Annotated in this window: 31 protein-coding genes and 1 pseudogene; 20 read left to right on the forward strand and 12 right to left on the reverse strand. The window is 42.8% G+C overall.

Annotation, left to right across the window (positions count from 1 at the left end):
• Position 1: 1 nt before the first annotated feature.
• The 13 genes from FD723_RS28400 to prfA all read left to right on the forward strand — a co-directional run bounded on the left by FD723_RS28400 (position 2) and on the right by prfA (position 7422).
• On the forward strand, positions 2 to 556 hold the full coding sequence (locus FD723_RS28400) for an adenylate kinase (protein WP_179068339.1): 555 nt from the start codon (positions 2 to 4) through the stop codon (positions 554 to 556).
• Between the two features lie 191 nt (positions 557 to 747).
• Positions 748 to 972, forward strand: coding sequence for a translation initiation factor IF-1 (gene infA, locus FD723_RS28405; RefSeq protein WP_006276978.1), 225 nt, complete (start codon positions 748 to 750; stop codon positions 970 to 972).
• A gap of 117 nt (positions 973 to 1089) precedes the next feature.
• A complete protein-coding gene (rpmJ, locus tag FD723_RS28410; RefSeq protein WP_015129703.1) occupies positions 1090 to 1203 on the forward strand; it encodes a 50S ribosomal protein L36 in 114 nt (37 codons plus the stop codon).
• Between the two features lie 115 nt (positions 1204 to 1318).
• Positions 1319 to 1699 carry a 30S ribosomal protein S13 gene (rpsM, locus tag FD723_RS28415; protein WP_179068340.1) on the forward strand — a complete coding sequence of 127 codons (381 nt, stop codon included), beginning with the start codon at positions 1319 to 1321 and terminating at the stop codon, positions 1697 to 1699.
• 54 nt (positions 1700 to 1753) lie between these two features.
• The gene (gene rpsK / locus FD723_RS28420) at positions 1754 to 2149 is read left to right on the forward strand and encodes a 30S ribosomal protein S11 (protein WP_069070761.1); all 396 of its coding nucleotides are present in this window, start codon (positions 1754 to 1756) and stop codon (positions 2147 to 2149) included.
• Positions 2150 to 2426: 277 nt separating this feature from the next.
• Positions 2427 to 2561, forward strand: coding sequence for a hypothetical protein (locus FD723_RS43150; protein WP_256874956.1), 135 nt, complete (start codon positions 2427 to 2429; stop codon positions 2559 to 2561).
• The gene (locus FD723_RS28425) at positions 2542 to 3489 is read left to right on the forward strand and encodes a DNA-directed RNA polymerase subunit alpha (RefSeq protein ID WP_094349104.1); all 948 of its coding nucleotides are present in this window, start codon (positions 2542 to 2544) and stop codon (positions 3487 to 3489) included. Before FD723_RS43150 ends, FD723_RS28425 begins: the two co-directional genes overlap by 20 nt.
• 31 nt (positions 3490 to 3520) lie before the next feature.
• Positions 3521 to 3871, forward strand: coding sequence for a 50S ribosomal protein L17 (gene rplQ / locus FD723_RS28430; RefSeq protein ID WP_094349105.1), 351 nt, complete (start codon positions 3521 to 3523; stop codon positions 3869 to 3871).
• Positions 3872 to 3959: 88 nt separating this feature from the next.
• Complete coding sequence (gene truA, locus FD723_RS28435; RefSeq protein ID WP_179069312.1) at positions 3960 to 4808, forward strand: tRNA pseudouridine(38-40) synthase TruA; 849 nt, start codon at positions 3960 to 3962, stop codon at positions 4806 to 4808.
• 144 nt (positions 4809 to 4952) lie between these two features.
• Positions 4953 to 5414 (forward strand): 50S ribosomal protein L13, encoded by a 462-nt coding sequence (gene rplM, locus FD723_RS28440; protein WP_179068341.1) that lies wholly within the window; start codon positions 4953 to 4955, stop codon positions 5412 to 5414.
• The gene (gene rpsI, locus FD723_RS28445) at positions 5414 to 5830 is read left to right on the forward strand and encodes a 30S ribosomal protein S9 (protein WP_104906415.1); all 417 of its coding nucleotides are present in this window, start codon (positions 5414 to 5416) and stop codon (positions 5828 to 5830) included. The genes rplM and rpsI overlap by 1 nt, the downstream gene beginning before the upstream one ends.
• A gap of 147 nt (positions 5831 to 5977) precedes the next feature.
• Positions 5978 to 6220: a 50S ribosomal protein L31 gene (rpmE, locus tag FD723_RS28450; RefSeq protein ID WP_012410697.1), complete on the forward strand. Its 243-nt coding sequence runs from the start codon at positions 5978 to 5980 to the stop codon at positions 6218 to 6220.
• A gap of 104 nt (positions 6221 to 6324) precedes the next feature.
• On the forward strand, positions 6325 to 7422 hold the full coding sequence (gene prfA, locus FD723_RS28455) for a peptide chain release factor 1 (RefSeq protein ID WP_163927947.1): 1098 nt from the start codon (positions 6325 to 6327) through the stop codon (positions 7420 to 7422).
• A 9-nt stretch (positions 7423 to 7431) separates the two neighbouring features.
• Here the strand turns inward: prfA and FD723_RS28460 are convergent, their stop codons facing one another.
• Complete coding sequence (locus tag FD723_RS28460) at positions 7432 to 7878, reverse strand: hypothetical protein (protein ID WP_179068342.1); 447 nt, start codon at positions 7876 to 7878, stop codon at positions 7432 to 7434.
• Between the two features lie 240 nt (positions 7879 to 8118).
• Here FD723_RS28460 and FD723_RS28465 point away from each other — a divergent pair, with 240 nt between their 5' ends.
• The 3 genes from FD723_RS28465 to FD723_RS28475 all read left to right on the forward strand — a co-directional run bounded on the left by FD723_RS28465 (position 8119) and on the right by FD723_RS28475 (position 9764).
• A complete protein-coding gene (locus tag FD723_RS28465; RefSeq protein ID WP_012410694.1) occupies positions 8119 to 8481 on the forward strand; it encodes a helix-turn-helix domain-containing protein in 363 nt (120 codons plus the stop codon).
• Between the two features lie 76 nt (positions 8482 to 8557).
• Positions 8558 to 9016 carry a DUF29 domain-containing protein gene (locus FD723_RS28470; protein ID WP_179068343.1) on the forward strand — a complete coding sequence of 153 codons (459 nt, stop codon included), beginning with the start codon at positions 8558 to 8560 and terminating at the stop codon, positions 9014 to 9016.
• Positions 9017 to 9236: 220 nt separating this feature from the next.
• Complete coding sequence (locus FD723_RS28475; RefSeq protein WP_306296997.1) at positions 9237 to 9764, forward strand: hypothetical protein; 528 nt, start codon at positions 9237 to 9239, stop codon at positions 9762 to 9764.
• 31 nt (positions 9765 to 9795) lie between these two features.
• Here the strand turns inward: FD723_RS28475 and FD723_RS28480 are convergent.
• The 3 genes and pseudogenes from FD723_RS28480 to radA all read right to left on the reverse strand — a co-directional run.
• A pseudogene (locus tag FD723_RS28480) lies at positions 9796 to 10292 on the reverse strand (serine/threonine protein kinase); the annotation flags it as partial.
• Positions 10259 to 10963, reverse strand: coding sequence for a Uma2 family endonuclease (locus FD723_RS28485; RefSeq protein ID WP_179068344.1), 705 nt, complete (start codon positions 10961 to 10963; stop codon positions 10259 to 10261). The gene FD723_RS28485 and the pseudogene FD723_RS28480, both read right to left, overlap by 34 nt.
• 78 nt (positions 10964 to 11041) lie before the next feature.
• A complete protein-coding gene (gene radA / locus FD723_RS28490) occupies positions 11042 to 12568 on the reverse strand; it encodes a DNA repair protein RadA (RefSeq protein WP_179068345.1) in 1527 nt (508 codons plus the stop codon).
• 170 nt (positions 12569 to 12738) lie between these two features.
• Between radA and rpaB the strand changes: the two genes are divergently transcribed.
• Positions 12739 to 13467 carry a response regulator transcription factor RpaB gene (gene rpaB / locus FD723_RS28495; RefSeq protein ID WP_012412029.1) on the forward strand — a complete coding sequence of 243 codons (729 nt, stop codon included), beginning with the start codon at positions 12739 to 12741 and terminating at the stop codon, positions 13465 to 13467.
• A gap of 129 nt (positions 13468 to 13596) precedes the next feature.
• Positions 13597 to 14235, forward strand: coding sequence for a cofactor assembly of complex C subunit B (locus tag FD723_RS28500; protein ID WP_179068346.1), 639 nt, complete (start codon positions 13597 to 13599; stop codon positions 14233 to 14235).
• A 432-nt stretch (positions 14236 to 14667) separates the two neighbouring features.
• Here the strand turns inward: FD723_RS28500 and FD723_RS28505 are convergent, their stop codons facing one another.
• Positions 14668 to 15582 carry a M48 family metallopeptidase gene (locus FD723_RS28505; RefSeq protein ID WP_179069314.1) on the reverse strand — a complete coding sequence of 305 codons (915 nt, stop codon included), beginning with the start codon at positions 15580 to 15582 and terminating at the stop codon, positions 14668 to 14670.
• A 358-nt stretch (positions 15583 to 15940) separates the two neighbouring features.
• On the opposite strand from FD723_RS28505, the gene FD723_RS28510 reads away from it, so the two are divergent.
• Complete coding sequence (locus tag FD723_RS28510; RefSeq protein WP_179068347.1) at positions 15941 to 16459, forward strand: DUF456 domain-containing protein; 519 nt, start codon at positions 15941 to 15943, stop codon at positions 16457 to 16459.
• 533 nt (positions 16460 to 16992) lie between these two features.
• Positions 16993 to 17700, forward strand: a complete 708-nt coding sequence (locus tag FD723_RS28515; protein ID WP_179068348.1) for a PEP-CTERM sorting domain-containing protein — start codon at positions 16993 to 16995, stop codon at positions 17698 to 17700.
• 227 nt (positions 17701 to 17927) lie between these two features.
• Here the strand turns inward: FD723_RS28515 and nblB are convergent, their stop codons facing one another.
• The 7 genes from nblB to FD723_RS28550 form a co-directional block, all read right to left on the reverse strand.
• On the reverse strand, positions 17928 to 18593 hold the full coding sequence (gene nblB / locus FD723_RS28520) for a phycobilisome degradation protein NblB (RefSeq protein WP_179068349.1): 666 nt from the start codon (positions 18591 to 18593) through the stop codon (positions 17928 to 17930).
• 66 nt (positions 18594 to 18659) lie between these two features.
• On the reverse strand, positions 18660 to 19124 hold the full coding sequence (locus tag FD723_RS28525) for a CBS domain-containing protein (protein ID WP_179068350.1): 465 nt from the start codon (positions 19122 to 19124) through the stop codon (positions 18660 to 18662).
• A 147-nt stretch (positions 19125 to 19271) separates the two neighbouring features.
• The gene (gene mutT, locus FD723_RS28530) at positions 19272 to 19688 is read right to left on the reverse strand and encodes an 8-oxo-dGTP diphosphatase MutT (protein ID WP_179068351.1); all 417 of its coding nucleotides are present in this window, start codon (positions 19686 to 19688) and stop codon (positions 19272 to 19274) included.
• Positions 19689 to 20045: 357 nt separating this feature from the next.
• Positions 20046 to 20390 carry a DUF760 domain-containing protein gene (locus FD723_RS28535; RefSeq protein ID WP_179068352.1) on the reverse strand — a complete coding sequence of 115 codons (345 nt, stop codon included), beginning with the start codon at positions 20388 to 20390 and terminating at the stop codon, positions 20046 to 20048.
• A gap of 241 nt (positions 20391 to 20631) precedes the next feature.
• Complete coding sequence (locus FD723_RS28540; RefSeq protein ID WP_179068353.1) at positions 20632 to 21588, reverse strand: RNA polymerase sigma factor, RpoD/SigA family; 957 nt, start codon at positions 21586 to 21588, stop codon at positions 20632 to 20634.
• 559 nt (positions 21589 to 22147) lie between these two features.
• Positions 22148 to 25411 (reverse strand): carbamoyl-phosphate synthase large subunit, encoded by a 3264-nt coding sequence (gene carB / locus FD723_RS28545; RefSeq protein ID WP_179068354.1) that lies wholly within the window; start codon positions 25409 to 25411, stop codon positions 22148 to 22150.
• 686 nt (positions 25412 to 26097) lie between these two features.
• Positions 26098 to 26652 (reverse strand): Dps family protein, encoded by a 555-nt coding sequence (locus FD723_RS28550; RefSeq protein ID WP_179068355.1) that lies wholly within the window; start codon positions 26650 to 26652, stop codon positions 26098 to 26100.
• Positions 26653 to 26884: the final 232 nt, after the last annotated feature.

Consider the following 26884-nt stretch of genomic DNA (forward strand, 5'->3'; position numbering starts at 1 on the left):
AGTGACGCGATTAATCTTCTTGGGGCCACCTGGAGCGGGTAAAGGAACACAAGCTCAAACCTTGGCTGAACACTTGAATATTCCCCATATTTCTACGGGTGAAATATTAAGACAAGCCATGAAAGAGCAGACTCCTTTAGGAATCAAAGCTCAAAGTTATGTTGATAGCGGCGAGTTAGTACCCGACCAGCTAGTAGAGGACTTGGTACAGGAGCGCCTCAGTCAACCAGATGCCAAAAATGGTTGGATTCTAGATGGATTTCCCCGAAAAGTGACCCAAGCAGCTTTTCTGGAGAAGTTACTGGAAGCAATACATCAAGGTGGCGAAAGGGTAGTCAATTTAGATGCACCAGATGAAATTGTCATCGAACGTTTGCTTGCTAGAGGACGAAAAGATGATACCGAAGAGGTAATTCGTCGTCGTTTAGAAGTGTATCGCGCTGAAACTGCACCTTTAATTGATTATTATGGCGATCGCAAAAAACTCCTAACAGTCAATGGCAATCAGTCCCAAGAAGATGTCACTGTGGAACTACAAAAGGTAATCGCTTCTTGAAAGGGGAGTAGGGAGTAGGGAGTGGGAAGTAGGGAATTCACCACTTATCACTCACTATTCCCTATAGCAAAAAAAAGATCAATTTTAGCTAAGATATATTAATAAAGTGTTGATATATTTCTTAAAATGTGTTTCTTTGCAGATGAAGGCTGCAACTGAACACGAAATTGTTGAGTTGAGGAAAAAACAAATTGTCTAAGCAAGATTTGATTGAAATGGAAGGCACGGTTACAGAGTCCTTGCCCAATGCGATGTTTCGCGTTGACTTGGACAATGGCTTTAACGTGCTAGCACACATTTCCGGCAAGATTCGCCGAAATTATATCAAGATTTTGCCCGGCGATCGCGTCAAGGTGGAGTTAACCCCCTACGACTTGACCAAAGGCAGAATTACCTATCGATTACGCAAGAAGTAACTATATGTAGAGAATTTTACCATAAAACCATTTTTTTGACTGTTTACTAGTCATTTAACTGGATTAATTTCCCTAGAAATGCTATAATTTTATATTTGGAGTCAAAAAATAAAAGGCATGAAAGTTAGAGCCTCAGTCAAGAAAATTTGTGAAAAATGTAACGTGATCAAACGTCGTGGTCGCGTCATGGTGATTTGCGTGAACCCCAAGCACAAACAACGTCAAGGATAACACTCTTACCAACAGAGTGAGTTGTAGCACGCATATCATCATTAAAACGAAAAGACGCGATTAATCACGTTTTTCCAACCAACAGTAATTGCGAGAACAATAGGGAGAGTTCATTGTGGCACGTATTGCCGGAGTAGACCTTCCACGCGATAAGCGCGTCGAGATCGGTCTGACTTACATCTACGGAATTGGGTTATCACGCGCTCAAGAAATTATAGCGGCAACTGGTGTGAACCCAGACATCCGCGTTAAGGACTTAAGTGATGCCGATGTGACAGCCCTAAGAGGGGAAATAGAAACCAACTATCAAGTTGAAGGCGACTTGCGGCGCTTGGAGTCTTTGAACATCAAGCGCTTAGTTGACATTGGTACCTACAGAGGTCGTCGTCATCGTATGGGCTTACCAGTCAGAGGCCAAAGAACTCGCACCAATGCCAGAACCCGTCGAGGCAGAAGGCAGACAGTGGCAGGGAAGAAGAAGGCTCCAGGGAAATAATTTTGCAACGCTTGCTAATCCGAGCAAGTTTTACCTTAAATCAACTAAACAAGTATGGCGAGACAACCAACTAAAAAAACCGGGAGCAAGAAGCAGAAACGGAATGTACCCAGCGGAATGGCTTACATCCAGTCTACTTTCAACAATAGCATTGTCACCATTACCGATCAAAACGGAGATGTCATCTCCTGGGCTAGCGCTGGTTCTAGCGGTTTTAAGGGAGCAAAAAAGGGAACTCCCTTTGCAGCACAAACCGCAGCTGAAAGTGCAGCCCGCCGAGCTATCGATCAAGGAATGCGCCAAATTGAGGTAATGGTCAGTGGGCCAGGAGCAGGTAGAGAAACCGCTATCCGGGCACTTCAAGGAGCAGGACTAGAAATTACATTGATTCGGGATATTACCCCGATTCCTCACAATGGTTGTCGTCCACCCAAGCGCCGTCGAGTTTAAATACTAAGACTTGGCAGCGAGGGCGAAAAGTGACAGCCAGCAATGACAACTTGAGCGTCTAACGTGCAAATTGTCATTGAGTCAAAGCTTGGGCGACCAGAAGCGTGTCAGATTTTCCCACCGGGAAAGCTGTTAAGCTTTGGGCTACTCAAAATATTATTAATCAATTTTGGATTTTAGATTTGCGATTTTAGATTGAACCCGACTATAAGGGTGCTGGGCCTCGTGGATTTTAAGTTGATGATTTAAGATTTGTTCCGTCAATTAGAGACGGAGCATGAACGAAAGAAGCACAATCCAAAATCCAAAGTCCAAAATCGAAAATTGGCAATCAATTCTGGAGGCAATTGATTTGTCTGCTAGCAGCACCTTAGAAGAAGGGAGGCTCATCCGTGGCGCAGTTTCAAATTGAATGTGTAGAGTCGAATACCGAAGAAAGTCGGAACCATTACAGTAAATTTGTTTTGGAACCTCTAGAACGCGGTCAAGGAACAACTGTTGGCAACGCACTGCGGCGGGTTTTACTGTCTAATTTAGAAGGTACAGCAGTTACAGCAGTGCGGATTGCGGGCGTTTCACATGAGTTCGCCACAGTTCCGGGCGTGCGGGAAGATGTGCTGGAAATCCTCATGAGAATGAAGGAAGTTATCCTAAAAAACTATTCTTCGCAGCCCCAGATTGGTAGATTACTCGTTAGCGGCCCAGCAACAATCACTGCGGCACATTTTGATTTACCCAGTGAAGTAGAAGTCATCGATCAGACTCAGTATGTAGCTACCATCGCTGAGGGTGGAAAGCTGGAAATGGAATTTCGGATCGAGAAGGGCAAAGGCTATCGCACTGTAGAGCGAGGACGTGAGGAAGCCACATCGTTGGATTTTCTCCAAATCGACTCGATATTTATGCCGGTGCGAAAAGTCAACTACAGTGTTGAAGAATCTCGTGGGGAAGGCTTGATTCCAAAAGACCGACTACTGTTGGAAGTTTGGACAAATGGCAGTATTTCTCCTCAAGAAGCACTATCTTCTGCTGCTGCGATCTTGGTAGATTTATTCAACCCGTTGAAAGATATCTCCCTAGAACCAACAGACACAGGTTCGGATATTCCAGACGATCCAACTGCCCAGATACCCATCGAAGAGTTGCAACTTTCTGTGCGGGCATATAACTGTCTCAAACGGGCACAAGTTAACTCTGTGGCAGATTTGTTGGATTATACCCAAGAAGACCTCTTAGAAATTAAGAACTTTGGGCAGAAGTCAGCAGAAGAAGTCGTGGAAGCTTTGCAGCGACGCTTGGGCATCACCCTGCCAATGGAAAGAGGCTCGAAACACCCTTAAGAAAAACCTTCATAATTCATAGTGCATAATTATGCGTCACCGTTGTCGCGTCAAAAAACTCAGTAAACCTGCCGATCAACGCCGTGCTTTACTGCGATCGCTCGCCACCGAGCTGATCCGTCATGGTAAGATCACCACCACTTTGATTAGAGCGAAAGTTCTCAGAAGTGAAGTGGAAAAAATGATTACCCTAGCCAAAAATGGCTCCTTGTCAGCACGTCGGGAAGCCCTTGGCTATATCTTCGACAAACAACTGGTTCACGCTCTATTTGAGCAAGCTCCTACTCGATATGGCGATCGCCAGGGCGGTTATACCCGCATCCTGCGTACCGTACCGCGTCGGGGTGATAATGCAAAAATGGCAATAATTGAATTGGTTTAAGTCATTGGTCATTGGTCATTAGTCATTAGTCATTGGTTATTCACAAATGACAAAGGACAACTGACAAATGACAAAGGACAAAATCTGTATGTTAGAAAGCCACCAGCCTACACAAACTCATCGAGTAGCCTTGGTAATCCAATACCTGGGCACTCATTTTCATGGCTGGCAACGGCAAAAACAACACCGGACAGTCCAAGAAGAGATTGAAATTGCGATCGCTACTATTCTTGGGCATCATGTAACATTACACGGTGCTGGGCGAACCGATTCTGGAGTTCACGCTGCTGCTCAAGTAGCCCATTTTGAAGCAACAGGTTTCATTCCACCTCACAAGTGGGCAACAATCCTCAACAGCTACCTGCCGCCAGATATATTAATCAGGGCTTCAGCTAGTGTCGATAACCGTTGGCACGCTCGCTTTAGTGCAGCCTATCGACGGTATCGCTACACAATATATACTGAAGATCGGCTTAACTTGTTTGTAAGACCCTTCAGTTGGCATTATTATTATGCACCCCTGGATGAATCTTTAATCCAAGCTGCCTTGAAACCTCTCTTGGGAAAGCATCACTTAGCTGCTTTTCACCGTGCAGGCTCAAAGCGATCGCATTCCTGGGTAGAGGTGCAAGCAGCAGAGTGTCGTCGCAGTGGGCCATTTATCCATATTGAAATACAGGCAGATGGATTTTTGTATGGCATGGTACGGCTGTTGGTAGGGATGCTGGTACAAGTAGGTTCTGGACAACGAACACTTTCTAGCTTCACCGAACTCTGGAAAGAACAACGCCGGGAAGAAGTGAAACACGCCGCACCGCCCCAAGGCTTGTGCTTGTTGCGAGTCGGCTATCCCGATTTTCCCTTTCCGAAAGAGATTTGGTACGACACCTTGCCAAAGTTCGTCACTAGTCAAGAGTCATTAGTCATTGGTCATTAGTCATTGGTCAGTAGAGACGCGATTAATCGCGTCTGTACAATGGTCATTAGTGAATAACTAAGGACAAAGGACAAAGGACAAATAACAAATGACAAAAGACAAATGACTAATGACAAATTAAAAATGACAAAGGACAAATGACAAATGACAACAGTTAAAACATACCTTCCTTCTCAAGCAACCCTTGAGCGTGAGTGGTACATAGTAGATGCCACCGATAAACGCCTTGGTCGTCTCGCCAGCGAAATCGCCCAGGTATTGAGAGGCAAAAAGAAACCTGAATATACACCCCACTTAGATACAGGTGACTTCGTAATCGTCATCAATGTCGAGAAAGTGGCAGTCACAGGTAAAAAGCGTACTCAAAAGCTTTACCGCCGCCATTCTGGTCGCCCTGGTGGGATGAAAACCGAAACTTTCGCTAAACTACAAGACCGCATACCAGAGCGAATTTTAGAACAAGCTGTTAAAGGTATGTTACCGAAAAATAGCCTGGGTAAGCAGTTGTTCACCAAGCTGAAAGTTTATGCTGGGCCTACTCATCCCCATGATGCTCAAAAACCTAAAGAATTAAAAGTTAGTACAATTCCTGGAGAAGAAAATTAATGGTAGTAGCAGATGCTAATAGCGGTCGCGCCGTATACTGGGGTACTGGCCGCCGTAAGAATGCGGTAGCACGGGTACGCTTGGTTCCAGGCACAGGTCAACTGATTGTGAACGGTAAAGATGGAACCTTGTATTTCCAATTCAACCCCAACTACCTGGGAGTGATTAAAGCACCCCTGGAAACTCTGGGATTAGAAAACGAATATGACATTTTGGTAAAAGCAGAAGGCGGCGGCTTGACCGGACAGGCTGATTCTGTTCGTTTGGGAGTTGCTCGTGCTTTGTGCCAACTCGACCCAGACAACCGCCCACCTTTGAAAACCGAAGGTTACTTGACTCGCGATCCGAGAGCAAAAGAGCGGAAGAAATATGGTTTACATAAAGCTCGGAAAGCGCCTCAGTACTCTAAGCGTTAGGGAATTGGGCATTGGTGAAGAAGGTGATAGGTTACAGGGGACAGGTGATAGTTTTCTGTTACCTGTAACCTGTTCCCTTCTCCCTTCTCCTAGCTGCAATTGAACGCTGAAAGTTATAATTTATATAGATTCATCACAAAAAGAACAATGGCTAAAGCTGATATTCACCCCAAGTGGTATCCAGATGCTAAAGTTTACTGCAACGGTCAAGTTGTTATGACCATTGGCTCTACTAAGCCAGAATTGCACGTAGATGTTTGGTCTGGGAATCATCCATTTTACACCGGCACTCAGAAGATTATTGACACTGAGGGTCGAGTAGAGCGCTTCCTCCGTAAGTACGGTATGAGCAGCACTCAAACATCTGGCGACGAACAAACCAAAAAGTAGCGAGTTGGCTCTGCTGTTAACGACGGCCCTGCATCAGCTGGGTCGATTTTCATTTATATGCTCGAGCCAATTTGTTATTTTTTTAAGGAGCGATCGCACTCGTCATGGCTGAATCATACTTACTGGACAAACTAAAATCCGTTGAACAAACTTTTAATGAATTAACACGTCGTCTTGGCGACCCCGATACCGCTAGCAATCCTGATGAGTATCAAGAAATTGCTAAGTCTCGTTCTTCTTTGGAAGAGGTCGTTAATACTTATGAAATTTGGAAAACAGCCCAAGAAGACTTGATCGGAGCGCGTCAGGTTTACAAAGAATCTGCGAGTGACCCAGAGTTGCAAGAAATGGCATCACTGGAAGTAAAAGAACTTGAAGAAAAAATAGAACATTTAGAGTCTCGCTTGAAAGTCTTACTGTTACCACGCGACCCCAATGATGAAAAGAATATCATGTTGGAAATTCGCGCCGGTACTGGTGGCGATGAGGCAAGTATTTGGGCTGGTGATTTGATGCAGATGTACACCCGCTATGCCCAAACTCAAGGTTGGAAAGTTTCTCTAGTGAGCGAATCTCGCGGAGAAATGGGTGGCTGGAAAGAAGTCATTCTCGAAATTAAAGGTAATGATGTTTACAGCCAGTTAAAGTTTGAAGCTGGAGTGCATCGTGTGCAGCGCGTGCCGGCAACTGAATCTGGGGGACGGGTTCATACTTCCACAGCTACGGTAGCGATTATGCCAGAGGTGGATGATGTGGAAATTCACATTGACCCGAAAGATATTGAAATGACTACAGCCCGTTCTGGTGGTGCTGGTGGACAAAACGTCAACAAGGTGGAAACAGCCGTTGACTTGATGCACAAACCGACGGGAATACGCATTTTCTGTACAGAAGAACGCAGCCAGTTGCAAAACAAAGAACGGGCGATGCAAATTCTGCGGGCGAAGTTGTATGACATCAAGTTAAGCGAACAACAAGCAGCTGTCACTTCCATGCGGCGATCGCAGGTTGGTACTGGATCGCGATCGGAAAAAATTCGCACCTATAATTATAAAGATAACCGCGCTACCGACCATCGCTTAGGTCAGAATTATTCTCTTACCCCAGTTTTGGATGGTGATTTAGAGACGCTGATCCAATCTTGTATATCTCTAGACCAGCAAGAACGGCTGGCGGAGTTAGCGACTTCTGCCGCTAACTAATTTCTGTTGTTAAATATTCTGTAAAACCACTTGTTCTTCTGTTGCTTTTAACACAGACAGGTGGTTTTCTAATATTGCGTGGAGTACATTTTCTATTTCACTAGGATAATGGTAATAGGCAAATTCGTACTTCATAAGGTAATTTAACTTTGCCCATTCTTTCAGGGTTTGACAGGTATAAATTAAATTTTCTATTTCTTTTTGCCAACGCGCAAAAATCCTGTAGCTAAAAAAGCTGCTGCATATATTGCCTTTTGCATCCCAGTAGGAAATACACACTTGATGTTTCAGAAGGTGGATTTTTTTGATTTGCTTAACATCGTAGCCTTTAACTTTTAAAGCTTCTTTGGTTTCTGCGTCAGAAATGTTCCACTGTTCTGGTTTAATTTTATTAGTGGCTATAAAGTTTTTACCTTTGCGGCGATATTGATTAATTTTGCGTGGCTTGCGAAACATGATGCACCTTCGATATTATTTCTTCGCAGCAAAGTCTAGCTACTAGCACAACTGCCGTAGCAAACTAAGTTTTTTGGATTGGTTAAAGATAGATGGGTTCGTCTACTAGCTTGATGCCTGTAGTTGCTGATTTACAACCAGAGATATAGTTTAATACTAAAACACAAGGCTGTCAATATAAAAGTAAAATTGTAATATTGAAAGTAGACTTGTAAATACAGTTGGCTAGCTATATAAGCAGTGAAGATCGAAAGCAAACAAAAACTGATTGAAATCATTAAACTAGCTCGCGGTTCAATGAGTCAGCGAGCGTTTGGTAAGCTTTTGGGAGTATCTGCTACTGCTGTTCAGATGTGGGAAAAAGGTGTGAAAGTGCCAGATACAGAAAATTTGGCTCGAATCGCATCGAAAGCAGGCTACACAATGGAAGAGTTAATCAGCTGCATAGATGGCAAGCCAATTCCAGAAACCTCAGATTTGAGTCTGATTCTGAGACAAATCCAGCACATGCCTTTGGCGCAAGTGGCTCAAATTGTCCAAGCCGCGGCAGATAGATTGGCGGCTGTGGCTGAAGCATCAGGGGATGAAGCGAAGGCTAGTTGAATATTAAAATAATTCGTAATTCGTAACTAAGTTTTTTTAACTAGTTCGTGGTTTCTTGCTGTCAAGATTCAACTTTATGGACAAACCTTCTTTGTATGACCAAGATTTCTATGGCTGGACACAGCAGCAGGCTAAAGCCTTAGAACAGAAGTTAGTTATGGAACTAGACTGGCAACACCTGCAAGAGGAAATTCAAGCTTTGGGGAGACAGGAGTATCGGGAACTCGTGAGCCATCTGAGTGTATTACTCGGTCATCTCTTGAAGTGGGAGTATCAACCCGAACAACGCTCTCGCAGTTGGTTTTTAACAATTCGAGAACAGCGTCGCGCCATCCACAGACATTTGCGACAGAACCCTAGCTTAAAGTCTCGAATCGAAGAAGCCTTGTTAGATGGCTTTGAAGCGGGAGTCGATTTAGCGCTACGAGAAACTAACTTACCATTACGAACTTTTCCAGAGCATTGCCCGTATTTATTTGATGATGCGATCGCAGACAATTTTATGTGCGATACTCGTCAAGACTGGGAAGGATAATTCTTACCATTTTTATGACGCTCATTTGTTATTTGGAGATAGCTTAGGTAGAACGAGGTGAAAAAAATTATATCCTTATAAGTTTTATTCCAAGTTAGTTAGATATAGTTACATCTGTGAAACAAGTAATAGAAAATTGAAACCCACGGAGGTGGGTAAAGTCTTGTGTAGCTGCGATTTCTAATCGCCTATGGTATTTTTACTGGCAGTTAAGGAATAAATGGTTTTAAAATGGTGCAATCTGAAAATATTTAGGGGTGCAGCTATGTCGCTACGCAATGAGCCTTTAAATTGGCAACTTGAAACCAATAATCCTTATATACCAGTTTATCATCAAGGGAATTTGGTGGGATTTTTTAAACCAGAATATGCCAGTGAAATTATTAAAATTTTAAATGAAGAAGAAGTTTTAAAAAAAGCGCTGAAAATGGCTTGTACTGATTTAATTAAAAAAATCGGCGGCGATACCAGGAAAGTCAATTATTTAATGGAAAAATATGTAAAAACTAGTGAACGTCCCAAGCATGGAACTAGAGCGATCGCAGTTTTACTTCAGGATAGGCAAAAAGAGCTTGATTTAAGTAACCAGGAGTTTGCAAAATTCTGCGATACCTTTAAATTATCTCCTACGGAACTGAATAATATTTATGCCGGAGAAGCATTTGATGATAGTTTATTAGCGCCTCTTTCACGTATATTAGGGATAGCAAAAGAGCAATTACTGAAAGTGCGAGATGGTTGTGAATAACAAAGTAAAACATGAACAGCAAATCAAAATCTTCATGAACTGCACCGGGGATAAATTGTCTGGCAATACCAAAGTCAATTAGCACTGCTTCTTGTTTACCCGCACGCATCATAATATTACTCGGCTTTAAATCCCGATGCAGTAAGCCGCGATCGTGAACTACAGTTAAAGCGTCGCCAATTTGCCTGATGTATAGCAGTGCTTCTGCTTCTGGTAAACTACCTTTTTCGGTTATGAGTTTACCCAAATCTTCACCTTCGATGTACTCCATTGCCATACATGGCAAATTAACCTCATCAAAGACGTTTTCTACCTGCACAATATGAGGATGGCGACACAAAGCCAGTCGTAAAGCTTCATCCCGAGAGTCTTGCCGTAATTTATCTTGCTTATCCAGGCGGGATGATTCAGGATTTGTTCTCTAAGGGTTTTGATGACTCGCAATTCACCGCGTTGATTTTTTGCCAGATATGTTATGCCAACTCCACCTTCGCCTAATTTTCTGGCACAATTCCTGCTGCCCGCAATTGTGCTGCTAGTCGTTCAGCGCGTTGGCGTTCTTGTTCAGCTAATTCTATTCCCCAAGGTAAAAGGTTTCCTTGTTCATCCCACCATCGTAACCACTTTCCTGTGCGGTTTTCACGAGTACCTTGGGACACTCCAAGGTAAAGATTGATTTCGGCTATCCAATAGCGTTGACTTTCATCAGGCTCTTGCAAAATGTACTGTTCGTTTTGTAAGCGATACATCTCGAAACTGCCGCTATCTGGTTCAAAGATGATGTAGTTTGGTACTTTTAAAATGCGCTCGTAGAAAAACCATTTTCCTGGGGGATATGTTGCTTTGATAGAATACTCTGTCTCCTGTGTATCGGAAACAAATTCCATGACAATTACGGGAATGTCACCCTGTAGTTGAGGTGTGTAACTGCGTATTACCTCTTCTCTACTAACATTAATTTTGGCAATGAAAGCCCAATCAGGAGCTTTAATGACTATTTTTTTGTTTAGAGTGGCACAAATGCCGTAATTAGTTGTTGTTAGAGCGTTAGCTGAAATTTTTCCGGCTAATTGTAGGCTTTCTGTGAGTGCAGCAGCTAAGGCTGGTTGGTTGATGTTATCCACTGGATCGTCTGGGAGTTTGTAATCATCGGGTAGTTTTTCCCAAGTGATTTGGTAGTCTTGGGTGAGGGTTGTCATAATGGGTTTTCCTTTAGTAGTGCTGAGTGCTGAGTTAAGAGTTTTGTTTATCTCCTTGTCCCCTTGTCTCCCCAATAGTTACTCATCTTCATCGGGTTCTAAATCGTCGGCTGTCAATTCCTGATGCGGGATGGCGGCGATAATCGCATCTATGACTTTAGAGACTGGTAATATCTCAATATTTAAATCGGGGAATTTTGTCCCTTTTGGGACGATCGCTCTTTTAAATCCCAATTTAGCAGCTTCTTTTAACCGCAGTTCCATTTGGGAAACCGATCGCACTTGTCCACCTAACCCAACTTCGCCGATCAATACTGTACCGGGATCGACGATGCGATCGCGGAAACTAGCGACAATTGCGATCGCTATTCCCAAATCTACCGCCGGTTCTTCCACATTCAACCCACCCGCAGAAGCAACGTAAGAATCTAACTTGGACATCGGAATTCCCACTCGTTTTTCTAAGACGGCGAGAATTTGTACTAGGCGGTTGTAGTCTACACCAGTTCCAGCACGACGGGGTGAGGGGTAGCTGGTAGGACTCACCAAAGCTTGCAATTCCACAACAATCGGGCGAGTGCCTTCACAAGCAACCACAATGGCCGTACCTGGCGCTGGATCGTCACGGTTGCCTAAAAATAGCTCTGAGGGGTTGGAGACTTCTCGCAATCCATCTGTCACCATTTCAAAGATACCGATTTCGTGAGTTGCGCCGAAGCGGTTTTTAACTGTGCGTAATAACCGATGGGAGGCAAAGCGATCGCCTTCAAAATACAACACTGTATCGACTAAATGTTCTAAAACTTTTGGCCCGGCGATCGCTCCTTCTTTGGTAACGTGTCCCACAATCAGCATGGTGACATCTTCGTGCTTCGCCACCTTCATCAATGCTGCTGTACATTCCCGTACCTGAGCTACTGAACCTGGTGCAGAAGTCAGCGCCGGAAAAAACACCGTTTGGATACTATCAATCACTGCCACGTTTGGCTTGAGAGAGTCTATTTCCCGTAAAATTTCTTCTAAATCTGTTTCTGGCAGTACGTATAAATCTGCACCAATACTGTCAGGATCTATGGGAAGTGCCGGATCTACTACTACCTTAATATTCTCCTCATTAACCACACTTAGGGGTTTTGATACTCCTAAACGGGAAGCTCGTAACTTTACCTGCTGTCCCGATTCTTCACCGGTTACGTAAAGGATGCGGTATTTTTGTGCTAATTGATTTGATACTTGCAACAATAAAGTCGATTTACCAATACCTGGATCGCCACCAATCAACACCATAGAGCCAGGGACAACCCCACCTCCAAGCACCCGATCTAATTCTCCATAACCAGACTCCCAGCGGGCAATTTGGCGATCGGTAATTTGATCGAATGTTAAAGAGGCTCGTGCTTTAGCTGGTTTATTGTGAGATTTGCCATTGCCTTGAGCTGATTGCCAACTACTCACTCCCCCCCGACTGGGTACATCTACTGAGGATTGAATCGAAATTTGTTCTTCTAGGGAGTTGTAAGTACCGCAAGCAGGACACTTACCAAACCACTGGGGCGATTCTGCTCCACATTCATTACAAGTGAAAAAGGTTTTTGGCTTTGCCATTCTTAAATCTTATTAAATAATCTTAATATTTACTTAATTCTTGAAAAAAACTAGAAACTAATAATAGTGGTATTTAGAGCTTTTTCCAAATCAATTCATGGAATGATATCTTAATATTATGGTATTAAAAATTAATCATGTAAATTTTTAGTCAAGGAGCCTAGAGAAACTTGGAAAGCCATAAAGAAAAAATCTTGGTGGTAGACGACGAAGCCAGCATTCGCCGGATTTTGGAAACGCGCCTTTCCATGATTGGCTACGATGTAGTTACGGCTGGCGACGGGGAAGAAGCTTTGGAAACTTTTCGCAAAACTGAGCCTGACCTGGTAGTTTTAGATGTAATGATGCCAAAGCTGGACGGCTATGGTGTATGTCAAGAATTACGAAAAGAATCAGATGTCCCCATTATTATGCTAACAGCCTTAGGTGATGTAGCTGATCGCATCACCGGATTAGAATTGGGTGCTGATGACTATGTAGTTAAACCATTTTCCCCCAAGGAGCTAGAAGCGCGGATTCGCTCGGTGCTGCGGCGAGTAGATAAAAACGGTGCTTCTGGCATTCCCAGTTCTGGGGTAATCCATGTCGCTAATATTAAAATCGATACGAATAAGCGACAAGTCTACAAAGGCGATGAGCGTATTCGATTGACGGGTATGGAGTTCAGCTTGTTAGAGTTGTTAGTCAGTCGCTCTGGAGAAGCTTTTTCTCGTTCGGAAATTTTGCAAGAAGTTTGGGGTTATACACCAGAACGTCATGTGGATACCCGCGTAGTAGATGTGCATATATCCCGTTTGCGGGCAAAATTAGAAGACGATCCTAGCAACCCAGAATTGATTCTCACAGCGAGGGGTACTGGTTATCTTTTCCAGCGGATTATTGAACCAGGAGAGGAGTGAGGAGATGAGGCAGGGGAGCAGGGAGCAGGGAGCAGAGGAGAATAATTAATAACCAATACTTCTCTACGAGAGGCTGCGCTAACCACTTCGTTCAGTACAAGTGCCCCAATTCCCAATTCCCAATTTCTAATGACTAAACCTGATCCTAATCGAGTTTTGCGGCGTCTACCTATTGTCGTGGGTGGGCTAGGCGCTGTACTTTTATTGATTAACCGTTTATTAACACCAGAACTAACCCAGTCTCAATCGCGTGGTGATGTAGTGGGTGTAGTTTTGAGTGCAGTGTTAATTTTGACGGGTTTAATTTGGCAGCAAGTTCAGCCGCGATCGCCTGATATCGTAGAACTAATTGGAGAAGAAGGTTTTGTACTCGCAGCAGATTTACCCGAAGCCGTGAAAACAGAGCTAGCCTGGGCATCTCATTTATTGTTGACTAATACAGTAACGCGATCGCTTGTGGTTTTTTATCAAGGTAAAGTTTTGTTGCGTCGTGGCATTCTGGGTACGAAATCTGAAGTTGTACCAGGGGTAATCTTAAAACAAGTACTCGAAAAACAAAAACCGATTTATCTAGTTGCTCTCAAAATCTATCCAGGTAGGCTTGAATTTGATTATTTACCAGAGAATACTCAAGGTGTAATTTGTCAACCTATTGGCAATCAAGGTGCGCTAATTTTGGGAGCAAATGCTCCTCGCAGTTACACCAAACAAGATGAAAACTGGATTGCGGGAATTGCTGATAAATTAGCCGTTACTCTTAGTACTTAGGTTGTTCGATAGTTTAAAAAGTAAGCCAATTTTTGATTTTAGATTGATGTCAAGTTCGGCTAACCACTTATCATTAGAAGCTATCTGCGTCCTCGCATTAGTCTAAGAGGCTGTTTGAAAAGTATTAGGCGAATATAATAACTCTGTTGGCAAATTGCGTAGGCGCAGCCCACCGTAGGTATCGCTATCCTCAAAAGCTTGAGATGTTGTAGTGTCTCACCCCAGAAATTGCGGTTTACATGAATTCGCCAACAGTCTCGTTTAATTCACTACTACACAAACCAAGTCAACCTCCGTGGAAAGCATGAAAAATCAAGGATTTTTAACCCACGGAGGTGGATTTTGTCTGTGTAGCCGCGATTTCTAATCGCCAAGGCTATTTAATCTAAAATCGGGCAATCCAAAATCTAAAATCTAAAATCTAAAATTCCATCACCAAGAAGTCAAAAAATTCCACCCTTCCTTTTCCTCTGGTGTCTTTTCTTCTTTTGCTTCCGGTTCTTCTGGTGTCTTTAAATTTATCTGTTGAATTAAATTATCATATTCTCCTGAATCAACCCATTTCAATAACTCACCCGCTCGCATAATTACCCAGGAAAGCTCTGATTCTGTATAGCTTAATATTTTTGTGACCTTATCCACACTATCTAAGTTATTAGATGCAAACTCACGGGCTTGGACGAGAAAATCTTCGATTACAGCAGTAGTCAAGTACTCATCTGGTAAACCCGCAAGTTTCATCAGTGTAGTAGTTGCTACGTCAATATCCTGGCAAGCAAGCATTGCAGCCCGATCGGCGGTGAACCGAGCCATCATCCGCCAATTATACAAACCTAGTTCCATACCACCAGCTACTAAGCCACCGACTCCCAATGTGGTACTGCTCAACAAATTTTTCAAAGTTGGCATAACAATTGCCATTTGGTGATAAATCATGTGCTGACTCTTGATGCGAGCGATTTCATGTCCGAAAACGTAAAGCAACTCATTTGCATCAAGCCACTCCATTGCATCTAAATTGATACCAACAAGGGGTTTTTCTACCCCAACAATATAGGTTTCAATGTGACCTGTACCTCGAAACAGATACAATTCAGGGAGTGGAGCAACATCAAGAATTTGGCAAGTTTCTACAAATGCTTGATGTAATTCAGGAAAATTACGGGGCGAAATTCTGATTTCACTACCAAGACTTTGCAATCTAAGTAAGCGATCGATACCGTATTCGTTAACTTTTTTGAGTAGTAAGGAGACACCGGGCATCTTTTGCAAAGAAGCCAAGGCTTTGCGATCAAAAGGGTGTTCGTAAGCTTGAGAACTTAGTCCAGTTAATATTTTTCTCGTCATACGTTTTGAGCTTTTAAATAGCAGTTTAGAAGTATTAGGCAAACTTTCATCACATTGTAGTAGGCATTTGTCATCATCCATTGGTGTCAACTTAACGTGAAAGCAAGTCTATAACTAGCTTTTAGATTGCCTCGTTCCCAGTCTCCGATTGGGAATGCTTGTCTTTGAGGCTCCGCCTCTCTTTACTGGTGGCAGAGCCACCAGCAGCAGCATTTCCAGCCGGAGACTGGAAACGAGCCTTTAAAGGAGTTTCAGCTTAAGTTGACACCAATGGTCATCATCTTACCCAGATAGAATATACAGTAGGGGCGCATATCTGTGTGCCTTTATGAGGAAATTGGAAACTTACAATTGATCTATGCAAATTATTTATTGGCTATTGATTGCCGTAATGCTTGTGGGTATTATCGGTGCAGTAGTTCCTGCCATTCCTGGTAGCAGCTTAATTTTAATTGCAATTATTGTCTGGGGAATCGTTAGTAGTTCCTTTGCAGCTATCAAGATTCCCCTAATTGTCACAATTATAGTTTTACTGCTCAGTGTTGGAGTAGATTTTTTAGCTAGCTATGTGGGAGCAAAACAAGCCGGAGCTAGCAAGTGGGGGCAAATTGGCGCAATTGTCGGCTTGGTGGTGGGATTTTTGGGATTATTGCCAGCGTTACCTTTTGGGGGGCCACTGTTAGGAATTTTACTAGGGCCACTTTTAGGAGCAATTATTGGTGAGTATCTTTACCGACGTGAATTCAGGTTGGCGGTTAAAGCGGGTATCGGAATTGTAGTCGGATCTTTGGTTGGAAATTTGATTCAAGGATTGTTAGCGATCGCAGCCGTTGTAGTTTTTGTTGTGACAACTTGGCCACAGGTATTTGGCTCTTAGCATTTGAAAGCTTTGAAACATTTCATAAGAGTGCTAATAGCCAGCAGTTAGCCACCTGTCGCAAAGACTATCCATATTAAACAAATATAGTGGTTCCTTTCATTTGCGCTATGAGAGGAACCGTTTCACTAAAAATGATTAACTGAAGAGAAAATAGATACACTGCATACTCTATTTATCTAAAAAATGGTTGAGCAATATTATGTATTAATAAATACTTTTATATTTATCTTACGTAAGCTAACTTTCTTCAAATCAGAGCCATTGGCAACAATTTAAAGCTTGTTAAATAAAAGATATACAAAGTGCGGATATATGACGAATTAAGACTTCATGAAGGACAGTAATCTATTAAAGATGTAGTGAAGACCACTCAGTAATTCTTGCAGGCTCTAAGTCTATGTGATTTCATGGAGATAAGAAATACATCACGCAAGTTTCGCTTTCACTGACAGTATTTTCTATAAATTACTGAAATTATAAGTAAAGCAATTGCTCTGATTTAAGGTTATTACTAGGAGCCTCAAACAACAATGATTAGTTTTAAATCTAAATTACTCAATGCAACTTTAGCATTTACTGCTGCCATTCCCTTAGCTACTGCTGGCATGTTTACCTCTGCTGGATCTGCACAAGCTGCTGCACTTAGTGGTGAGATTCAGTTTAACGGTGGCTTTACTGCTCCCTCTGGTATTAGCCAAATCACATTTTCTCAAGATGCCCTAACTTTTACTCCTCAGCCAATCACTCCAATTGGAATTGGTTCTACAACAGGAAACTTTTCAGCATTTAACTCAGGCAATATAGGTAACATCATCTCATTTTCATCAAAAGTTGCAGACAATCCATTTATTGACTTTGGCTCTCTTACTTATCCCGGTTTCATTTTACCTGGAACAGATACTAGTTCAATAACAGATGGATTGAATACTTTTACTTTGACATCTTCTAGCTACAAGCTAAATCAAGATGGTCTTAATGTTGGTATAGGTGTTGCACTTTTTGGATATTTTACCAGTGCAACTGGAGAAATATCTAACGGAGGAGGAAACTTAACTTTCCAAGTAAACAATGCAAGTATTGCTAGCGTCAATTCAATTCTTTCTAGTGGTGGTTCAATTAGTAATTTAACCTTTTCTGGTGGTACATTTGCCACTGTTCCCGAACCAACGACTCTACTAGGCTTAGGAATAGTTGGTGCAGGAATGGTTATGTCTCGTCGCCGCAAAACTGTAGCTTAGTCAATCTTTTTTATATAAAGAATTGACGTTGAAGAACTAGAGATAATATATTTCTGTTCAAATAAGCGTGATTGCAGTCGTAATAAATTAATCCCAACAACCTTGCGATTAAATAGTTTTGCTGGACATCATAATAAATTAATTGTGTCTTCAACCTATCTGGAATGTAAATTTTTTCCAGGCAGGTTGAATTTTGTTTTTAATTTGTTATCTGTCACATACCAGATTTAGGCTGACTGCAAAGATTGTTTCGCTTCATTGGCGATCGCTTCTACTTCATCATTAGCCAGAGTTTCTAAGATAGATTTGGCTTCTGGATTACCCAAACGAGTCAAGGCTTGTACAAGTCTGTAACGAATTTGCCAATCTGGATTGGTAGCATAGGGAGCCAACAGGGAAACTGCTTCTACATCTCCCAAGTCACCCAAAGAACTAATCGCAGCAGTTTGGACTAATTCATTTTCTGATGAGAGTGCCTCTTTGAGTAGTTCAAAAGCTCGTGGATCGCCCAACTCTCCTAATGTCGCAATAATACTGAATTGTATTAGCCATTCACCAGTTGTATGATAAAGCTGCTGCAAATCTTCAAAAGCTTCGCGTAACTTCAGAGCGCCCAAACAGTCTGCTGCTGCTGCTTGTACATCTACTTCGGAGTCATGAAGCAAGCGATCGCGCAAAATTTCTAAGGATAGCTGTAAATCCTGGGTTCCGAGTGTATCCATTTGACTCACCGCTGAGTAACGGACACGGGAATTGCGATCGCCAATAGCGCTTTGAATTAATTCAAAGCCAATCGCCGGTTCCAATTCGCGGATTTGATTTACTGCACGTAAGCGATCGCCTAAATCCTCAGAACTGAGCAATTGCCTAACAGACTCCGGAGTAATACTCATTTAGTTATCCTTGATTTTCAAATGTATAAAAAAGACAGACGCGATTAATCGCGTCTCTATTTTTGACTAATCTTGACTAGCAGCCATTGCCCGAATAATATCACCACGAGTGAGGATGCCAATTACTTGGCCGGTGCTATCAAGTACTGGCAAGCGGTGAACGCTGCGATCGTGCATGATTGTAGCTGCTTCTTTTAGAGTTTTATCAGGGGAAATAGCGATCGGGTTTTTACTCATTACCTCCCCAACGGTTTGCCCTAGAGCCTTGTGCAAATCACGTTCATAAGTAGCAGGATTTTTTAAATAGATAACACTATCAAGAAACATAATGTACGCAGGTGGAGTAACACCAGTTTCCTGCCACATCAAATCGGTTTCTGAGATAATGCCCACCAATTTACCGAGATCATCCACAACAGGTAGTCCGCTGATGTGGCGTTCTGCGAGAATTTGGATAGCTTCCTTCAGTGGAGTTTCCTCCCGGACAACAATAGGATCGCGGCTCATCACATCGGTAACGGTTTTAGGCATTTATATTGCTGACACCTTAAATCAAAGTCCCTGCGCCTATTGTAGAAAATTGCGGGACTCAACCTGATGCAATTAATAGATTGTTACGGGATTAGTCATTGGTTATTAATTATTCTCCTCTGCTCCTCTGCTCCCTCTGCTTCTTTCCTAGCCCCCAGTCCCTTTTAATGCAGCAATAATTTGAGTATTTGCTTTCGGAAAATTAAACTGCTCAAGTTCTGCCAAAGTTACCCAGCGAATTTCATCGGATTCTAAAGGTTGGGGAACGCCTGTAAGATGGCGGCAGTGATGTACTGTGAGGGTAACGCGCAAGTTTGTATAGCTGTGGTCAATAGTAATCAGATGTTCTCCCACTTCAATTACTATTCCTAGTTCTTCGGAAATTTCCCGTTGAATACACTCTTCGATAGTTTCACCAGGCTCAATTTTACCACCAGGAAATTCCCATAAACCACCCATAGCTCCTTCTGGACGACGGCGATCGATTAAAATTTGCTTTTGGTCATTCCAAATTACTGCAACACCAATGATTTTATGGGGTGGAAAAGAACTGGTTTCACTCATAGTTGATTGGATAAATGGGGAGTAGGGGAAGAATTATTGACTCTTAACTAATAACAAAACTCGGCAGAGTAGTTTTAACTCTGCCGAGTTTAAATTTATTGCGAAAATCGCGAAAGCCGTCTAACGCTGTTAGTTTATCCACAAATGTGTATTAATCATTTAGCAATACGCCTCTAGTTAAACTAATTACCAACTTATAGGAGTTCACAGATAACCAAATCCAAAAACTTTGCGTTACTCTGCCCTAACCTCCGCGTTCCTCTGCGTTTAAATTTCAACCCTAATCAACTCATTGCCGTAACTGTAACTCGCTATCAGCCCAAGAATATTTAATTTCCCAAACCAAATTTTATATTTCTACTCAACTTCGCTGTGATTCGTTTCAGAGCCTTGTAGGGCGATTTCAAAATTCATTCTTTGTTCAGCGTTACGCAAGAAATAACCACTAATCATCGCAGAAGCCAGAAGCCGACCCAGATTTTCCCGATTTGTGGTTACAGTAACACCAAAGTGTTCTGAAGGTAGATTACCCAAAAGTCCTGTAATATTCCGTTCCATCACCTGAAACACTTCAGCAGATGTGGGTTTAGATAGCTGTGTAACTGTCTCTGGACTCAAGGATTTAACGTACTGCCATAGTAAATCATTAGTTTCTGATTCGCTATTAAAAAACTCTGAGACACGATTGGATGGGTTACTCATTTTTTAGCTCCTTAACTACCACTATTGGCTGCGGTGCTTGTGATTTAAATATTAAATGCCTGTTTTGGATTTGACTTAGTTATTTTGTCTTCCTGTCAACTAATGTAACAGCCTAGCTGTCTAGTGGAAGTAGGTGTAACCGTACAAAAGCCAGCGTATTTTCTCACCCCAATAAATAAAGTGAGGAGTGAAGAGTTAATTAAAAACTCATCACTCCTAAATCTTAACTCCTAAGTTTCCCCTAACTTGCCAAATATTCATCCATATTGGCTTTAGATTTACGAAGTTTAGTTAAAGCTTCCCGCTCAATTTGCCGCACTCGTTCTCGACTGATGTTCAGGATTTCACCAATTCTCGCCAGAGTCAGCGCTTGCCCATCAGTTAACCCAAAGCGCAGTGTGATTACTTCCCTCTGTTGTGGCGTTAGATCGCCCATTAGGCGATCTAAGTCATAAGATAAGGAAGATTGCATGACGAACTCTTCGGGAGATGCGCCTGGATCTTCCAGCATTTCTCCGAGTTCGGTATCGTAATTATCACCCAACCGCAAATCCAAAGAAAGGGGCAAACGCGCCTTTTCTAGATACTCTCGTACTTGTTTGGGGGTCAATTCTAATTCTTCGGCTAGCTCTCCAGCTGTGGGAGCGCGCCCCAATTTTTGAGACAATTGGCGCTGTGCCTTTTTAATCTTATTTAATTTTTCGGTGATATGGATCGGCAGCCGAATGGTGCGGGCTTTTTCGGCAATAGCACGAGTGATAGCTTGCCGAATCCACCAATAGGCATAAGTAGAAAATCTGTACCCTTTGGTGGGGTCAAACTTTTCTACGCCCCGTTGCATACCAATACTACCTTCTTGGATCAAGTCCAGTAAATCGACGTTGCGCTTGATGTACTTTTTAGCAACGGAGACTACCAGCCGCAAATTGGCTTCTACCATCTTACGCTTGGCAATTTCACCATCGGCGATCGCTTCGTTCAACTCTGCTGGTTCTAGGTTTGTCGCTTTGGCCCACTCTTCTAGAGTCGGTTGACGATCTAGCTGGGTGGCAAGATTTTCCCTTGATTCGTGCAAAGCGCAGGAACGTTGCACCTGTTTACCATAGAAAATCTCTTCCTCGTGTGTTAAGAGTGGCACACGGCCAATCTCACGCAGGTAAGTCCGCACGAGGTCTGTGGCTGTCTGAGCGGTCTTCATGGCGCTACTCTTTGGTAATGATGGGTTTGGCGGTAGGGTCATTAAGGGATAGATGCTTTATTAGGGTGTTACCCAGTTAACTGGGAACCTATACTATGGTTTGCAACTTACGCGCCCGATAAACTCGGCTGCTCATAATAATCAAATTTAGGCTTCTTAACTGCTAAAACTACAGTTATTTCCTACTTTTCACAAGTATCTACAGTTAGATAAAAGGTTGCTTATTAAACATTTTTTATTGGATTCTTATTAACAATTGTAACATTTATGAGAATGTTTTGGCTAGATGGCGACATTAAATTTCCTGGTTGTTCCAGTTCATGAAACGTCGCCCTCTATCTTAAGGATGACTATAAGTCAATTTAAGAAATTATCTGGTTAACATAAGCTTCCTCATATTTGTTAAAGTATCTCAATGAGAACTATAGTCATTCTCTTATAACAATGACTTAATTTTTTCTGGGAATTGGGTATTGGGCATTGAAAAGAGGCAGAGGGGCGGGGTGCGGGGGGCGGAGGGGAAAACTCTTCTCCCTTCTCCTTGCTCCCCTGCTCCCTACTACCTCGCAATCGGGCAGTACTCTTGGATGGTTTTTACGTCCAAAGTCGTATTTTGTAAGGAACGAATGGCGGCGACGGTAGCTTTGGCACCGGCGATGGTAGTAATGATGGGAATTTTGTAAGCTAAGGCTGTGCGGCGGATTAACCTAGCATCAGTCTGGGCTTCTTCCCCGGATGGTGTGTTGATAATAAGTTGGATTTTTTGGTTTTTGATTGCATCTAGAACGTGGGGACGACCTTCATGGAGTTTCAACACCAACTCAATATTTAACCCCTGTTCAAGAAGAACTCGGCGTGTACCAAGGGTAGCCATCACTGTAAAGCCCAAATCGATAAATTCCTTCACCACACCACTTGCAGCAGCTTTATCGCGATCGCTCATTGATACAAATACAGTTCCCGTTAGCGGTAAACGCTCCCCAGCACCCAATTCTGCTTTGGCAAAGGCCCGGCCAAAGTCGCTGTCAATCCCCATCACCTCACCAGTGGATCTCATTTCTGGGCCCAATATTGTATCAGTTCCAGGGAATTTATTAAAGGGTAATACTGCTTCTTTTACAGCAATATGTGTGGGTATGACTTCCTCGGTGAAGTGTAGCTCCTCTAAGGTTTTGCCTGACATAATTAAGGATGCTAATTTCGCTAACTGTACTCCTGTTGCTTTAGATACAAAGGGAACTGTACGGGAGGCGCGGGGATTAGCTTCGAGAATATAAACTTGGGGAGAATAGCTGCTTGCACCGACAACAGCAAACTGAATATTCATCAAGCCAACGACTGACAGGGCTTGTGCTAGCTGCACCGTCCAAGTGCGAATTTGATTGAGAACTGCTGGTGATAGGGAAATGGAAGGTAAAGAACAAGCAGAATCTCCTGAGTGAATCCCTGCTTGCTCGATGTGTTCCATAATACCACCAATCACCACCCGTCCGCTATGATCGGCGATCGCATCGACATCGACTTCAATGGCGTTTTCTAAAAACTTATCAATCAAAATCGGATGTTCTGGTTCTATGAGTACCGCAAAGCTCATGTAGCGTTCCAACTCAGAATCGGAATAGACGATTTCCATCGCTCGTCCCCCCAACACATAGCTGGGACGCACCACCACCGGATAGCCTATACGTTTGGCAACAATCAGCGCGTCTTCGTAACTCCGAGCGATACCATTGGGCGGCTGGGAAATATTCAACTGTTGGAGAATCTTTTCAAACCGCTCCCGGTTTTCTGCCATGTCGATGGAATCTGGCGATGTACCCCAAATTTTTGTGAGGAGTCCAGAAGTGTTATTGCTAAGAAATTCTTGTAATGGAATAGCCAATTTTAGGGGTGTTTGTCCGCCAAACTGGATTATTACCCCAACTGGATTTTCAGTTTCGATGATGTTAAGGACATCTTCTTTTGTTAAAGGCTCAAAGTAAAGGCGATCGCTGGTATCGTAGTCTGTTGAAACTGTCTCTGGGTTAGAGTTGACCATAATCGTTTCATACCCCGCATCCTTCAAGGCATAAGCGGCGTGACAACAACAATAATCAAACTCAATTCCCTGGCCAATGCGGTTGGGGCCACCACCCAAAATCAACACTTTTGGCTTGGTTGCGGGCATTACCTCTGTTTCTTGTTCGTAGGTAGAATAGTAATACGGGGTAAAGGCTTCAAACTCAGCAGCACAGGTATCTACGGTTTTATAAACTGGGATAATCCCTAGTGACTTGCGGTAGGCGCGAACTTCATCTTCAGTAGTTTTGGTGGCATAAGCAATCTGGCGATCGCTATATCCGTCCCGCTTCACTTCATAAAGTTGCTCTTTTGTCAACTGCTGCAACGGTGTCCGTTTCAGGAATTTTTCGACCTCTAGAAGTTGCTGTAATTTATCTAGGAACCATCGGTCAATACCAGTGAGTTCATAGATTTCTTCAATGGTCATCCCTTGCTGCAAGGCATGACGCACGGCGAAAATGCGATCGGGGTTAGGTGTCCGTAGTTGGGCGCGGATTTGTTCACCACTGGGTAATTTTTCGGCTTTGTCGCAACCCCAACCAGCGCGTCCGGTTTCGAGCGATCGCAGTGCCTTTTGAAAGGATTCGTTGAAAGTCCGCCCAATTGCCATTGCTTCCCCCACAGACTTCATTTGAGTTGTCAGTACTGGGTCAGAGCCAGGGAACTTTTCAAAGGCGAAGCGAGGGATTTTTGTCACCACATAGTCAATTGTCGGCTCAAAGGATGCGGGAGTTTTCTTGGTGATGTCATTTTTAATTTCATCCAAGGTGTAGCCCACAGCCAATTTTGCAGCCATTTTGGCGATGGGGAAACCTGTAGCTTTGGAAGATAAAGCCGAACTACGGGAAACGCGGGGGTTCATTTCAATTACAACCACATCCCCATTCAGCGGATTGACGGCAAACTGAATATTAGAACCGCCAGTTTCCACACCGATCTCGCGGATGATTTTAATTGCCATATCCCGCAGCCTTTGATATTCTTTATCAGTGAGGGTTTGCGCGGGAGCGACGGTAATAGAGTCCCCGGTGTGAATGCCCATTGGATCAAGGTTTTCGATGGAGCAGATAATCACCACGTTATCTGCTAAGTCACGCATCACTTCGAGTTCATATTCTTTCCAGCCGAGTAAAGACTGGTCAATGAGAATTTGCGAAACAGGGCTGGCATCTATACCCACCTGTGCCATTTCTTCAAATTCTTCTTGGTTGTAGGCAATACCACCGCCACTTCCTCCCATTGTGAAGGCAGGACGAATAATTAGGGGATAAGTACCAATTTGGCGGGCAACAGCTTTGGCTTCTTCTAAAGATTCGGCTGTATCGCTGGGACAAACAGCTACTCCAATCCTTGCCATTGCTTCACCAAACAGTTTTCGATCTTCGGCTTTTTCGATCGCTGGGAGTTTAGCGCCGATTAATTCAACACCGTACTTTTCCAACACGCCATTTTTGGCTAAAGCAACGGCGAGGTTGAGGGCGGTTTGTCCTCCCATCGTTGGTAGTAAAGCATCGGGGCGTTCTTTCTCAATGACTTTTTCGACCAATTCCGGCGTCAGCGGCTCAATGTAAGTGCGATCGGCCGTTTCCGGGTCGGTCATAATAGTTGCAGGATTGGAGTTGACCAAAACCACTTCATAGCCTTCTTCTCGGAGCGCTTTGCAGGCTTGAGTGCCAGAGTAGTCAAACTCACAGGCTTGTCCGATCACAATTGGACCAGAACCTAACAGTAGAATCTTCTGGAGGTCGTCACGGCGGGGCATAGTCGTTGCCTTGGAATACGAGAATACAAATCCTGATTATTTTAAGTGTCTTTACCCCCCATCGTGCTTTTTATTATTAAGTTTTCTAAGTTTGATGACAGAGAGGGAGGGGGCAGTGGGGCAATACTGTTCGGTTAAGCATTTTTAACTTGAAATTGGGTTTGGGGAAAAGGTTAAGGGGTAAAGGTTAAAGGTTTTTCTTTTCCCTTTTCCCTTTTTCCCCTTAACCGAAAGGTATTGGGGAGTGGGGGACAAGGGAGCAGGGGAGCAGGGAGCAAGGGAGAAGAGTTTTCCCCTCCGCACCCTGCCCCTCTGCCTCTTTTCAATGCCCAATGCCCAACAATTATTTTGTATTTCTAATTTTATTTAATTGTGATGCTTAAATTTTTAAAGCTTTTGCAAATATTTATTATTTAACCGGATGATGCTTTTCAACGACTGGTGATTTATTGTGGTACATATCCATTTACTTATTTATGCACAGATAGATTACTTAGATAGGAATTTATTTTCACTATCTAATTGCTATGTATTATCAATATTAAATATTGTGTAAATATGTTTACTTAAATTAAAAATGGCAGAGATGTAGTGATACCATTCCCTGCCATTTTTTATAATATTTTAAGAGTTAGTGCTGCCAACTTTTTTTCAGTCTAGATAGATAAATCTAGATTATGAGAGTTTTAGCTTTGAGCAGCTTGGACAAATCCTAAAGTTAAGCTGTCTTTAGCGAGGAAGTGTGACAAATGATAAGCACGTTCCTCAGTTTTCAACAAAATCTTTTCGTACAGATAGCGTGTACCCCGATCGCCTAAACTCTCTGCCTGAGCAGCTTGGCGGCGAATTACGCCAATAATCGCTTGTTCGGCAGCTAGGTCATTTTCCACCATTTGGCGAGAGGAATATACACCTTCAGATTCTTGCTCAAAAACAGTTAATTCTGCTAATTTGCTAAAGGTCGCTACTGGCACACCACCTAGCCCGTCCAAGCGTTCTCCAATTTCATGGATATGGTCTTGTACTTGGTTGTAGCTTTCGTTGAAAAACTCATGCAGAGAATAAAATTCTGAGCCTTCAACTACAAAATGATGCTTTTGATACTGCAAGTATAGTGCCTGGAAACTAGCTAATATAACGTTAAATCCTTCTGTGATTGGAGCAGTTACGCTGTGATCCAACAATACGGGATTGTCATATACATGACCAAAATTTCGTAACAAAGTTTGCGTTTCAGACATTAGTTTTCCTCGCTTTTTAGCAGATGTAGATTTTAACTGCTTATTCCTTACATATTAACATTTTAATAATAAGAGCAAGCCAATCTGCCATCACAATATTTTGTATTTTTACTTACCAAAAATCTCTAGTTTGTTGTTTGGTGGATGATAGTAGTTTCATTAAATTACATATATCTATCATTATCAATCTTGACAGATAGGCTTTAACATGCATAACTTTCAAGACCAGATA

Source organism: Nostoc sp. C052, from assembly GCF_013393905.1.
Taxonomy (GTDB): domain Bacteria; phylum Cyanobacteriota; class Cyanobacteriia; order Cyanobacteriales; family Nostocaceae; genus Nostoc.